The organism is Ruegeria sp. AD5 (assembly GCF_056542345.1).
Genome location: NZ_JBQFZR010000002.1, coordinates 156,111 through 167,734, shown reverse-complemented (window position 1 = coordinate 167,734; position 11,624 = coordinate 156,111). Strand labels below are relative to the sequence as shown.

Sequence of the window (11,624 nt, the reverse complement as noted above, 5' to 3'; positions counted from 1 at the left end):
CGCGTTTGATTGGCACGTCTTTTGCTGTAGCTGGTTCAGTTCAGCGCAGCGTCGGTGATCTGATGTGTCCATGCCCCTTCAGGCTTTTTGGTGATAACCGGATCAGATCCACCCGCCAGCAGGGTATCAACCGTGCGGTCGAAATCGGCTGGATCCAGCGCCCCGTTCGACCCTGCGGTCAGCTTGGCAATCTCGCCCATCATGCGCTTTTGATGCTCCTCGGTCTGGGCACCGGTCGCATCGTTTTCGAGAACGATCTCGGCGGCTTCATCCGGGTTCTCTTCGGCGTACTTCCAACCCTTCATCGAGGCACGGACAAACCGTTCCATCTTGTCGGTGAAGGCCGCATCGCTCAAATTTTCTTCAAGCACATATAGACCATCCTCAAGCGTGGCGACGCCCTGATCTTCGTATTTGAAGGTTACCAGTTCTTCAGGCGTGACACCGGCATCAATGACCTGCCAATACTCATTGTAGGTCATGGTGCTGATGCAATCGGCCTGACGCTGCAGCAGCGGGTCGACGTTAAAGCCTTGTTTCAGCACTTCGACACCGCTGTCGCTTTTGCCATCGGTGCCGATTCCCAGCTGACTCATCCAGCTCATGAACGGGAATTCGTTGCCGAAGAACCAGACTCCCAGCGTGCGATTTTTGAGATCTTCGGGCGAGGCAATCCCCGCATCTTTCCAGCAGGTCAGCATCATGCCCGAGCTCTTGAAAGGCTGCGCGATGTTCACCAGAGGCAGACCCTTTTCGCGCGCAGCAAGTGCAGCCGGCATCCATTCCACCGTAACGTCTGCTCCACCACCTGCGATCACCTGTGTGGGCGCAATATCAGGACCACCGGGCAGAATGGTGACGTCCAGCCCCTCTTCTTCGTAGAACCCTTTGTCTTTTGCCACATAATAGCCCGCAAACTGCGCTTGCGTGACCCACTTCAATTGCAGTGTCACCTCATCCGCAGCAAGTGTCGCACTGGCTGCCAGGCTAAAGGCCGCAACCGCCCCACTGAGTAGCTTCTTCATCTTCATATCTCCTAGTTGCTTATGTTTGCCCCGTTTATGGGGTCTGTTGAATTATTCCTTTATCCTCGCTGCGACGGATGCCAGAAGGTCACCGCCTTTTCGATCATCGCCACTACGCCATAGAAGGCCGTCCCCGCCAGCGCGGCCACTACGATCTCGGCCCACACCATATCCAGCGACAATTGCCCGACGCTGGTCGATATCCGAAAGCCCATGCCCAATGTCGGGGAGCCAAAGAACTCAGCCACGATAGCGCCGATCAGCGCCAGAGTGGTAGAAATCTTTAGCCCGTTGAAAATAAACGGCATCGCGGCGGGGAGGCGAAGTTTCAGGAAGCTCTGCCAATAGGTGGCGGCATAGGTCTCCATCAGATCGCGCTGCATCGTTGTGGCTTCGCGCAGCCCTGCCACCGTGTTCACCAGCATCGGGAAGAACACCATCACTACGACGACCGCCGCCTTGGAATGCCAGTCGAACCCGAACCACATCACTAGAATGGGTGCGGTGCCCACGATAGGCAGCGCTGCAACGAAGTTGCCGACGGGAAGAAGCCCGAGGCGCAGGAAATCCCATCTATCCACGGCAATTGCCATGAGAAAGGCCGAACCGCAGCCGATGATGTAGCCGCTGAGTGCTCCCTTGATGATCGTTTGAACAAAGTCAGCCCAAAGTGTCGGCAAACTGTCCCAGAAACGGTCCCAGATGACTGATGGTGCGGGCAGGATGACCAAGGGCACTTCTAGTCCACGCACCACCAGTTCCCAGATGCCAATCACGGTCAGACCGAAGATCAGGGGCGCAAGAATCCGCACCATCCGTGTGTCAGAATAGGGTCCGCTGGCCAGACGGCTGTTCACCCACCAGCCCAATAACCAGACTGCGATTGCACCAAGAATAGGTATCATTGTGCCATCCCCATTCGTTTCAGGACGGTCCGCTCGATCAGCCCCAGCAACCCGACGAGACAGGCGGCGAGAATGGCTGCAGCAAACAGCGCCGACCAGATCTGTACCGTCTGGCCATAGTAGCTACCGGCCAGCAGCCGTGCACCCAACCCGGCAACAGCCCCGGTCGGCAGTTCTCCAACAATGGCCCCGACCAGCGAAGCAGCGACGCCAATTTTCAGCGATGTGAAGAGATAGGGCATCGAGGCCGGCAGGCGCAGTTTCCAAAACCCCTGCGAACGGCTGGCATTGTAGGTTCGCAGCAAATCCAACTGCATAGCATCCGGGCTGCGCAACCCTTTTACCATGCCTACGACGACGGGGAAGAAACTCAGATACGCCGAAATGATCGCCTTAGGAATGATCCCCTGAACCCCGACAGAATACAGAACGACAATGATCATCGGAGCCAGCGCAATGATAGGAATGGTCTGGCTGACGATCGCCCAGGGCATCACCGACAGATCCATCACCCGACTGTGCACGATCCCGACCGCCAGTAGGATGCCCAACCCGGTTCCGATAGCAAAACCCAGCATCGTGGCGCTCAGCGTGACCCAGCCATGATAAATCAGAGAGCGTTTCGAGGTGATTTTTTTCTCAATCGTGGTTTCCCACAGCTCAATCCCAACTTGATGCGGTGCAGGCAGCCGCGGGCGGTCCTGCTCCCATGTAGCTGGGACTGCAAACGCGTTGTTCAAGGCCAGACCGATCTCCCCCATGTCCCGGCGATCCTTGGCTGAAGGTGGCTGGACTTCAGCACCCGCGCGCTCCTGTTCGGTCAGAACCCCTTTGATATTCATAGGAATACAGGCCGCGTACCAGACAACGACAATGGCGGCGATCACGGTGAGGACTGCAATGATCTGCTTCATGCGTGCCACTCCATCCGAATGACAGGCACTGTGTCAGGTGGTACCGGAGGCTCTCTTCCCGTCTCAACAAAGCCCTCGCGCCGATAAAACCGTTGCGCGTCGACATTTGGCACATGTGTAGTCAGCCAAAGATGGTCGCGCCCCTCCTTCGCCTTATCCAGCAATTGCTTGCCGATGCCCTGCCCAGTGCGCAAACAATACAGCGCACCAACCTTATGTTCGACCGGATCGACAGACAAATAGCAATCAATCGGATCACCTGCGATCCAGATGTCCCTGTTCGGAAACGCCTCAAGGATCAGATCCGCCAGCTTTTCTTCTGGCAATTCCTCGGGTATCCAATCGGTCTGCGCGGCCCAAGTCGCGATGATGCGCGCGCAATCCCCCACATCTTCGCGGGATGCCCGTCTGATGCCTTTATCCGCCATCACACATCATCCCCATGACCCGCTCGCAATCCTTCTCGCACGCGGTGGGCGACTTCGATAAACTCGGGCGTGTCACGGATATCCAGAGGCCTCTCTTTCGGCAGAGGGCTATCGATCACATCCGTGATCCGGCCGGGCCGAGGGCTCATTACCACGATTTTGGTGCTGAGATACACCGCTTCGGGGATCGAATGTGTCACGAAACCGATGGTCTTCTCGGTGCGCGCCCATAATGCCAGAAGCTGTTCGTTCAGATGGTCGCGCACGATCTCATCGAGCGCACCGAACGGCTCGTCCATCAGCAGAATATCCGCATCAAATGCCAAGGCCCGCGCGATACTGGCCCGCTGTTGCATCCCGCCCGAGAGCTGCCAGGGGAACTTACCGCCAAATCCATCAAGATCAACAAGTTCCAGAACCTTTCTAACGCGTTCCTCCTGCTCGGAGGAGGAATAGCCCATGATCTCAAGCGGCAGCTTGATGTTCTTTGCAATGGTCCGCCACGGGTAGAGCCCGGCCGCCTGAAACACATACCCATAAGCGCGCTTTCGCCGTGCTTCGTCAGGCGTCATGCCATTCACGGTCAGGGTCCCGCCGGTCGGTGTTTCCAGCGCTGCGATACAGCGCAGGAACGTCGTCTTGCCGCAGCCCGAGGGGCCGATAAAACTAACGAACTCCCCCTTGCCAATCGACAAGTTCACATCTTTCAGCGCATGAATAGGCCCATCATTCGTCTGAAATGTAAGATCCAGCTGCCTTGCCTCAATAACGGGCTGAGTAGTATTTTCTGTATTCATTCCATTGCCTTGAAGAAGCTCAGACCCGAGTCGCCAGAAAGGCGACCCAAGGGGTTTATACTCCCGTTGCCGGTATACCTGTCCGCTCAACAGGCCGGGGCGCTGTCAACTCTTTCCAGGTGCTCAGCGCCTTGTTCACATGGGTATTGGCCTCACGTGCCACGAACTTACCGTGCCCTTCCTGAGTCTGAATCTCGCCATCATGTACAGCCACCGCACCGCGGGTCAGCGTGAACCGAGGCAGCCCTCGCACCTCCTTGCCCTCGAAGACGTTGTAGTCGATCGACGACTGCTGCGTATCAGCCGAGATCACCTTGGCCTTATCCGGATCCCAAACCACCAGATCAGCATCCGCTCCCACGAGAACCGCACCTTTTTTCGGATAACAATTCAATATCTTGGCGATGTTAGTTGAAGTAACAGCCACGAACTCATTCGGCGTCAATCGCCCGGTATTCACCCCATGCGTCCAAAGCATCGGCATCCGATCCTCCAGCCCTCCGGTCCCGTTCGGGATTTTGGTGAAATCACCCACGCCATATCGTTTCTGCTCGGTCGTAAAGGCGCAATGGTCCGTGGCCACGACGCTCAGAGTTCCCGATTGCAAACCGTTCCACAAGCTGTCCTGATGCTGCTTATTCCGGAACGGAGGGCTCATGACTCGCCGTGCCGCATGCTCCCAATCGTGATGGAAATACTCGCTTTCATCCAATGTTAGGTGTTGGATCAAAGGCTCGCCCCAAACCCGTTTGCCCTGCATCTTGGCGCGTCGAATAGCCTCATGCGCCTCCTCACAGGAAGTATGCACCACATAGAGCGGTACGCCCGCCATATCCGCGATCATGATCGCGCGGTTGGTTGCCTCACCTTCCACCTGTGGCGGGCGGGAATAGGCATGCGCCTCTGGCCCGGTATTACCTTCTGCCAATAGCTTCGCACTCAGTTCTGCAACCACATCGCCATTCTCGGCATGAACCATCGCGGTGCCACCCAACTCGGCCAGACGCTTGAACGAAGCAAACAGCTCATCGTCGTTCACCATCAGCGCGCCTTTATAGGCCATGAAATGCTTGAACGTATTGATGCCACGCGTCTCGATGACGGTTTTGATGTCGTCAAACACCTGCTCGCCCCACCAGGTCACCGCCATATGGAACGAATAATCACAGTTCGCGCGCGTAGACTTGTTGTCCCAACGCTTCAGGGCGTCCAACAGGCTTTCGCCCGGATTAGGCAACGCGAAATCCACAACCATCGTGGTCCCGCCTGCCAGCGCTGCGCGTGTTCCGCTTTCGAAATCATCGCTGGAATAGGTTCCCATAAACGGCATTTCCAGATGCGTGTGCGGGTCGATCCCTCCGGGCATGACATAACAGCCCGATGCATCAAGTTCCTTATCACCTCGCAGGTCCGGCCCAATCTCAGTAATCACACCACCTTCGACCTTTACATCCGCCTTATAGGTCAGATCAGCGGTCACAACGGTTCCGTTCTTGATTACAGTGCTCATGTTAAACTCCCTGATGCGGTCTGCGCCGCTTGCTTCATCTGGCTAAAAATACCCCGGGGGAGCCGCCCATCGGGCGACGGGGGCAGAGCCCCCTATTCCACGATCCCAGCCGTCTCGACGACCGCATGCAGTAGAACATCCGCCCCGGCTGCAGCCCAATCCTTGCTGATCTCCTCAGCTTCATTATGGCTCAACCCATCAACGCATGGGCACATCACCATCGCCGTTGGCGCTACCCGGTTGATCCAGCAGGCATCATGCCCGGCGCCCGAGATGATATCCGTATGCGAATACCCCAACCGCTCAGCCGCATCGCGCACCGCCGCCACGCAACCTTCATCAAACTTCACCGGATCGAAACCGCCCACTTTCTCGAATTCGATCTGCAGCCCCATCTCTTCGACGATATCTTCAGCTGCGACTCGCAGACGGTTCTCCATATCAGTGATCACGTCCAACTCGGGCGAGCGAAAATCGACCGTGAACACTGCCTTTCCAGGGATCACATTGCGTGAGTTCGGATAGACATCGATATGCCCCGCCGCACCCACGGCATGAGGTGCATGCGACCATGCAATCTCGTCCACTTTCTCAAGAATACGCGCCATCGCCAGCCCGGCATTCTTGCGCATCGGCATCGGTGTAGACCCAGTATGCGCATCCTTGCCGGTCACGGTAACCTGGGTCCAGCTCAAACCCTGACCATGGGTTACAACGCCAATATCCTTACCTTCAGCTTCCAGAATCGGGCCCTGTTCAATGTGCAACTCAAAGAAAGCGTGCATCTTGCGCGCACCAACCTCTTCATCGCCGCGCCAACCGATGCGGTTCAGTTCATCCCCGAACTTCTTTCCTTCGGCATCCTCACGTGCATAAGCCCAGTCCTGAGTGTGCATTCCGGCAAACACCCCCGAAGACAACATCGCCGGGGCATATCGCGTTCCTTCTTCGTTGGTCCAATTGGTGGCCACAATAGGGTGCTTGGTCTTGATGCCCAAGTCATTCAGCGTGCGAATGATCTCCAGCCCACCAAGCACGCCAAGAACGCCATCATACTTGCCACCTGTGGGCTGCGTATCCAAATGCGACCCTACATAAACCGGCAGAGCCTCGGGGTCCGCTCCCTCTCGTCGGGCAAACATATTGCCCATCTGGTCCAGCCCCATCGAGCAACCGGCATCCTCGCACCATTTCTGAAACAGCGCGCGCCCGTCGGCGTCCTCGTCCGTTAGCGTCTGACGGTTGTTCCCACCCGCGACGCCTGGGCCGATCTTGGCCATCTCCATCAGGCTGTCCCATAACCTGTCGCCATTGATCCTGAGATTCTGCGCCGGAGCTGCCATCTTGTTCTTCCCTGTTGCTTGCGATTTGGCTCGCTTTTGGTGTCTTGATTTGACCATCTGGTCAAACTCACGCTATCACGGGTTCGACATCAGTCAAGAAATTGCAGTGGCCTGCCGGAATTTTCGACATAATTGACGCCCAACTGGCCGAAAAAAGGACAACAGGTGAACATGCCCAAAGACCGCGCCCCAACCCGGATTCAGCAAAAGAACCGAGCAGCGATTCTCGAGGCGGCCCTGAATGTGTTCTCAGCCCACGGTTTTCGCGGCGCAACCGTCGACCAAATTGCAGCCGAGGCGGGGCTGAGCAAGCCCAACCTGCTCTATTATTTTCCATCGAAAGAAGCGATCCATACAGCCCTGTTGTCGGGTCTGCTTGAAGTCTGGCTCGCTCCCCTGCACGCGTTGAATGAGGATGGCGACCCGCTGGAAGAAATACTGTCTTATATCCAACGCAAGCTTGAGATGAGCCGCGACCTGCCGCGCGAGAGCCGCCTCTTTGCCAATGAGCTTGTTCAGGGCGCGCCGCGCATTCATGAAGCTTTGTCCAGCGATCTCAAAAAACTGGTCGATGAAAAAACCACGATTCTGACAAGCTGGATGGCTCAGGGCAAAATTGCACGAGTCCATCCCTATCATCTGATTTTCTCGATCTGGGCACTGACACAGCATTATGCGGATTTCGATGTTCAAGTCCGGGCAATTCTTGGGGAAGAAGACCCATTCGAAGGCGCAGTTCCGTTCGTGGAAACGCTCTATCGAAAACTGCTTACACCTTAAGAGACACTTAACCCTTTTGAGAAAAGCTCGGAGCATGAAGACGTATCGCTCAGATCCCGAGCCTTGGATCACCCAGCTTTTCTCGTCCCGATCTGCTCGAACGGGAGCTGTTGTACGACGCTCAGTTGCTTGGGTCGAACGCGAGGTTGGTCACGCGGCTTTTCAGGCAGAAGTGAAACGGCGCGGATACCATTTGATCCGCACCGCCAATCAATATGTCATCATCTGCCACAACGGACCCATCGACATTCTGTTCTGAGTAAATTCGTCGAATTTTCTCCGCCAAGATTTTTCGACGAAAAATCTCTGACTACTCCGCCGCTTTCGCCATGGGGTTGTTGGGGTGTGTCGTCCAATTGGCATATTCAGGATCAACGACCTTGCCTGTGCGCGGATCAACCGCTCCGGCGGCCATCGGCTCCATGGAAATACACCCCTCTACAGGGCACACATCCACGCAAAGATTGCAGGCCACGCATTCCTCGTCGATAACCTCGAACACCCGATCCGCCGACATCGAAATCGCCTGATGGCTGGTATCTTCACAGGCTGCAAAACAGCGACCGCATTTGATGCACTGATCCTGATCGATCTTCGCTTTGGCGATGTAGTTGAGGTTCAGATATTGCCAATCCGTCACATTGGGCACTGCGCGTCCGATCACTTCGTCGATATTGGCATAGCCTTTCTCATCCATCCATTCTGATAAGCCAGCCGTCAATTCATCGATGATTTTGAACCCATAGGTCATCGCTGCAGTGCAGACCTGAACATTGCCGCAACCCAGCGAGATAAACTCTGCTGCATCGCGCCAAGTGGTGACGCCACCGATGCCTGAGATCGGTAGCCCATGCGTGGCTTTGGCCCGCGCAATCTCGGACACCATCGACAACGCGATTGGTTTCACCGCCGGTCCGCAGTAGCCACCATGGCTGCCTTTACCGTCAATCGAGGGTTCGGGGCTGAACGTGTCCAGATTGACACTGGTGATCGAGTTGATCGTATTGATCAGCGATACCGCATCCGCGCCCCCATTCTTCGCCGCCGCCGCAGGTTTGCGGATATCCGTAATGTTCGGCGTTAGCTTCACGATAACTGGGCGGTCGTAATACTGTTTGCACCAACGGGTCACCATTTCGATGTATTCCGGCACCTGCCCGACGGCAGACCCCATACCCCGCTCGCTCATCCCGTGCGGACAGCCAAAATTCAGCTCGATCCCGTCCGCACCGGTTTCAGCCACACGCGGCAGAATGGCCTTCCAAGCAGCCTCTTCACAGGGCACCATGATCGAGGCGATCAGGGCGCGATCTGGATAATCCGCCTTTACGCGGGCCATTTCCTCAAGGTTCACCTCAAGCGGCCGATCTGTGATCAGTTCGATGTTGTTGAGCCCCAACAACCGGCGGTCCGCGCCATAAATCGCGCCATAGCGTGGGCCGTTCACATTCACGACCGGAGGCCCCTCGGCCCCCAAGGTCTTCCACACTACGCCGCCCCATCCGGCCTCGAAGGCGCGGCGAACATTGTACTCCTTATCCGTCGGTGGCGCGGAGGCCAGCCAATACGGGTTCGGGCTTGATATTCCAAGAAAGTTTGATGTTAAATCAGCCATTTATCCGGCCTCCCTGATGCAGTTCTGCATCTTTGTCTTTGAGTTTCACGCGCTCAGAGCAGCGTGGATATCCATCGCGGCATCGCGACCTTCGGCTACGGCGGTCACGGTCAGGTCTTCGCCTCCTGCCGCACAGTCTCCGCCAGCCCACACACCGGTCATTGAAGTGCGTCCCGCCCCGGTCACGGCAATCTTATTGCCATCCAGCGTTAGGCCTTCCGGCGCACCGTCAAGCGTCTGACCGATGGCCTTAAAAACCTGATCGGCGGGCACACGGACAGTTTCACCCGTTCCGGTCAGTCGACCATCATGGCTAGCAGTATACTCCAATTCGATCTCTGCTGCGGCACCATTTCCGTGAATAGCCACCGGCTGAACATTGCAGAGAATCCGAACACCATGCGACGACGCCAAATCCTGTTCGTACCGGCTTGCACCCATCGCGTCGCGACCTCGGCGATAGGCGATGGTGACGTGCTCAGCGCCTAGCAGTTTCGATTTCACTGCCGCATCTACGGCAGTCATACCACCGCCAATCACAACGACATTGCGACCCACAGGTAGATCAACCAGATCGCTGGCCTGTCGCACATCCGAGATAAAGTCGACCGCCGGGCGCACCCCGTCTTTATCGACCCCATCAGCCCGCAGTGCGTTCACCCCCGCAAGTCCTATTGACAGGAAAACAGCGTCATAGTTCTCCTGCAACCCTTCCAGAGAAATCGTCTCTCCCAGAATCGAACCGGTCTCAATCGCGATCCCGCCTATTTTAAGCAGCCAATCGACCTCGGCCTGTGCAAAATCATTGGTAGATTTATACGCCGCAATCCCGTACTCGTTCAGACCGCCTGGCTTGGGCTTGCCTTCGTGGATCACCACATCGTGCCCCTGCATCGCCAGACGATGCGCACAGGCCAGACCGGCGGGCCCTGCCCCAACTACGGCAATTGTCTTGCCGGTTGATGCGGCGCGCTCGAACGGATGCGCACCCGAGGCCATCACATCATCGGTTGCATAACGCTGCAGACGTCCGATCTCGACCGGCTTGCCTTCGGCCGTCTCACGCACGCAAGCCTCTTCACAAAGCGTCTCCGTCGGACAAACCCGGGCACACATGCCGCCCAGAATGTTCTGCTCCAGAATGGTCTGCCCTGCCGCTTGCGGTTGCCCGGCCTGAATCTGGCGAATGAACAACGGAATATCGATATCCGTAGGACATGCCGTCACACATGGCGCGTCATAGCAGAAATAGCATCGATCGGCGGCCACGGCGGCCTCGTGCGGGGCCAGTGGCGGATGCAGATCGGTGAAATTCGAGGTCAGCTCATCGCTGGAAAGCCGCCCGGAGACGATCCCGGGTGCCATCTGGCCCTGTGCCATCACTCTACTCCCTGTAGATATGTTTGTTATGGACCCCAGCTTGCCACAATCTGATTTTTTATCAATTGGTAAAATTTGCCAAATGGTCAAAAAATGAAAAATCCGGGCGGAATGGCCCGGATTCAGTCAGAAATTGCCTATTTTGTTGGCAGCGGTGGCTCAGACCATCCCACCCAGGTGGCCGGATTTGATCCAAACACGGGCTCCGCCCTCTGCTGCTACAGCAGCAAAGCGTGATCCAGGCGGCAAGCGCAACCAGTCCCAAGTGCCAAATTCTTCGCCCGCCTCGGCAAAGCCACCTTCGATAACAAAGACCTCAAACCCCTTATCGGCGTCCAATTCAATATGTTCGCCCGCGCCCCAGGTTTGCACCTGGACATCCTCATGCACATCCTTGAACAAATCGATATCTCCGCCCCCGTTGATCGAGCGCCGAACCTCGGTGCGGTCGTCGGGGTCGAACTGATGCAATTTGACCAGAATAGTCGCGCCTTCGCTGGCCGAGGGTGTATGGGAGGACGTCGGGGGATTGCGTACATAGCTGCCGACAGGGAAATCTCCGGTTTCATCCTGGAACACTCCGTCCAGCACCAGATATTCCTCACCCCCGTCATGAGTATGCGACGAAAACGCGCTGCCGGGGGCAAAGCGCACGATGGTTGTGGCACGCGCCACTTCCTCGCCAATGCGGTCCAGCATCTTGCGTTCGACGCCAGCAGCCGGTGACGCGACCCATTCGGTCTGATCAAAGTGAACGGCGACCCGCTGTGTGAAATCTGCATTGAACCGCATCTGCAATCCTCATGCGTTGCTGTCACATTAGATGTGAGCACGAGCCGGATTTGCAAACCGGTCATGTTTGGGGTTTTGACGCCCTTCACAGCTTGTTGTACTTCCGGTTGAGGCAGCGGCCGAATACCGGCCCGA

At 56.7% G+C, this 11,624-nt stretch carries 12 protein-coding genes; 2 read left to right on the top strand and 10 right to left on the bottom strand.

Going from position 1 to position 11,624, the window contains the following annotated elements; genetic code table 11:
• Positions 1 to 35: 35 nt before the first annotated feature.
• The 7 genes from ACR0JG_RS09385 to ACR0JG_RS09355 form a co-directional block, all read right to left on the bottom strand.
• Positions 36 to 1,025: an ABC transporter substrate-binding protein gene (locus tag ACR0JG_RS09385; RefSeq protein ID WP_170393369.1), complete on the bottom strand. Its 990-nt coding sequence runs from the start codon at positions 1,023 to 1,025 to the stop codon at positions 36 to 38.
• Positions 1,026 to 1,084: 59 nt separating this feature from the next.
• Positions 1,085 to 1,930 (bottom strand): ABC transporter permease, encoded by an 846-nt coding sequence (locus ACR0JG_RS09380; protein WP_480569284.1) that lies wholly within the window; start codon positions 1,928 to 1,930, stop codon positions 1,085 to 1,087.
• Positions 1,927 to 2,844 (bottom strand): ABC transporter permease, encoded by a 918-nt coding sequence (locus ACR0JG_RS09375; RefSeq protein WP_480569281.1) that lies wholly within the window; start codon positions 2,842 to 2,844, stop codon positions 1,927 to 1,929. The genes ACR0JG_RS09380 and ACR0JG_RS09375 overlap by 4 nt, the downstream gene beginning before the upstream one ends.
• Positions 2,841 to 3,272, bottom strand: coding sequence for a GNAT family N-acetyltransferase (locus ACR0JG_RS09370; protein WP_480569278.1), 432 nt, complete (start codon positions 3,270 to 3,272; stop codon positions 2,841 to 2,843). Before ACR0JG_RS09370 ends, ACR0JG_RS09375 begins: the two co-directional genes overlap by 4 nt.
• A complete protein-coding gene (locus ACR0JG_RS09365; protein ID WP_170393376.1) occupies positions 3,272 to 4,069 on the bottom strand; it encodes an ABC transporter ATP-binding protein in 798 nt (265 codons plus the stop codon). Before ACR0JG_RS09365 ends, ACR0JG_RS09370 begins: the two co-directional genes overlap by 1 nt.
• 55 nt (positions 4,070 to 4,124) lie before the next feature.
• Entirely contained in the window at positions 4,125 to 5,579 is a 1,455-nt protein-coding gene (gene hydA, locus ACR0JG_RS09360) for a dihydropyrimidinase (protein ID WP_170393377.1), read from the bottom strand.
• 92 nt (positions 5,580 to 5,671) lie between these two features.
• Complete coding sequence (locus tag ACR0JG_RS09355) at positions 5,672 to 6,922, bottom strand: Zn-dependent hydrolase (RefSeq protein WP_170405131.1); 1,251 nt, start codon at positions 6,920 to 6,922, stop codon at positions 5,672 to 5,674.
• Between the two features lie 171 nt (positions 6,923 to 7,093).
• Here ACR0JG_RS09355 and ACR0JG_RS09350 point away from each other — a divergent pair, with 171 nt between their 5' ends.
• Both ACR0JG_RS09350 and ACR0JG_RS09345 read left to right on the top strand, forming a co-directional pair.
• Positions 7,094 to 7,702, top strand: coding sequence for a TetR family transcriptional regulator C-terminal domain-containing protein (locus ACR0JG_RS09350; protein WP_170393378.1), 609 nt, complete (start codon positions 7,094 to 7,096; stop codon positions 7,700 to 7,702).
• A gap of 34 nt (positions 7,703 to 7,736) precedes the next feature.
• Positions 7,737 to 7,961: an N-(5'-phosphoribosyl)anthranilate isomerase gene (locus ACR0JG_RS09345; protein WP_170610226.1), complete on the top strand. Its 225-nt coding sequence runs from the start codon at positions 7,737 to 7,739 to the stop codon at positions 7,959 to 7,961.
• A 51-nt stretch (positions 7,962 to 8,012) separates the two neighbouring features.
• Here the strand turns inward: ACR0JG_RS09345 and preA are convergent, their stop codons facing one another.
• The 3 genes from preA to ACR0JG_RS09330 all read right to left on the bottom strand — a co-directional run bounded on the left by preA (position 8,013) and on the right by ACR0JG_RS09330 (position 11,489).
• Positions 8,013 to 9,317 carry an NAD-dependent dihydropyrimidine dehydrogenase subunit PreA gene (gene preA, locus ACR0JG_RS09340; RefSeq protein ID WP_170626034.1) on the bottom strand — a complete coding sequence of 435 codons (1,305 nt, stop codon included), beginning with the start codon at positions 9,315 to 9,317 and terminating at the stop codon, positions 8,013 to 8,015.
• Between the two features lie 45 nt (positions 9,318 to 9,362).
• Positions 9,363 to 10,697, bottom strand: a complete 1,335-nt coding sequence (locus ACR0JG_RS09335; protein ID WP_480569274.1) for an NAD(P)-dependent oxidoreductase — start codon at positions 10,695 to 10,697, stop codon at positions 9,363 to 9,365.
• 159 nt (positions 10,698 to 10,856) lie between these two features.
• Positions 10,857 to 11,489 (bottom strand): cupin domain-containing protein, encoded by a 633-nt coding sequence (locus ACR0JG_RS09330; protein WP_480569271.1) that lies wholly within the window; start codon positions 11,487 to 11,489, stop codon positions 10,857 to 10,859.
• Positions 11,490 to 11,624 lie beyond the last annotated feature (135 nt).

What these genes read in the sequence shown, in the direction of transcription:
- hydA (WP_170393377.1), bottom strand. Translation starts at nt 5,579, where the DNA reads ATGAGCACTGTAATCAAGAACGGAACCGTTGTGACCGCTGATCTGACC.
- ACR0JG_RS09330 (WP_480569271.1), bottom strand. Translation starts at nt 11,489, where the DNA reads ATGCGGTTCAATGCAGATTTCACACAGCGGGTCGCCGTTCACTTTGAT.
- ACR0JG_RS09355 (WP_170405131.1), bottom strand. Translation starts at nt 6,922, where the DNA reads ATGGCAGCTCCGGCGCAGAATCTCAGGATCAATGGCGACAGGTTATGG.
- ACR0JG_RS09380 (WP_480569284.1), bottom strand. Translation starts at nt 1,930, where the DNA reads ATGATACCTATTCTTGGTGCAATCGCAGTCTGGTTATTGGGCTGGTGG.
- preA (WP_170626034.1), bottom strand. Translation starts at nt 9,317, where the DNA reads ATGGCTGATTTAACATCAAACTTTCTTGGAATATCAAGCCCGAACCCG.
- ACR0JG_RS09335 (WP_480569274.1), bottom strand. Translation starts at nt 10,697, where the DNA reads ATGGCACAGGGCCAGATGGCACCCGGGATCGTCTCCGGGCGGCTTTCC.
- ACR0JG_RS09385 (WP_170393369.1), bottom strand. Translation starts at nt 1,025, where the DNA reads ATGAAGAAGCTACTCAGTGGGGCGGTTGCGGCCTTTAGCCTGGCAGCC.
- ACR0JG_RS09365 (WP_170393376.1), bottom strand. Translation starts at nt 4,069, where the DNA reads ATGAATACAGAAAATACTACTCAGCCCGTTATTGAGGCAAGGCAGCTG.
- ACR0JG_RS09370 (WP_480569278.1), bottom strand. Translation starts at nt 3,272, where the DNA reads ATGGCGGATAAAGGCATCAGACGGGCATCCCGCGAAGATGTGGGGGAT.
- ACR0JG_RS09375 (WP_480569281.1), bottom strand. Translation starts at nt 2,844, where the DNA reads ATGAAGCAGATCATTGCAGTCCTCACCGTGATCGCCGCCATTGTCGTT.
- ACR0JG_RS09350 (WP_170393378.1), top strand. Translation starts at nt 7,094, where the DNA reads ATGCCCAAAGACCGCGCCCCAACCCGGATTCAGCAAAAGAACCGAGCA.
- ACR0JG_RS09345 (WP_170610226.1), top strand. Translation starts at nt 7,737, where the DNA reads ATGAAGACGTATCGCTCAGATCCCGAGCCTTGGATCACCCAGCTTTTC.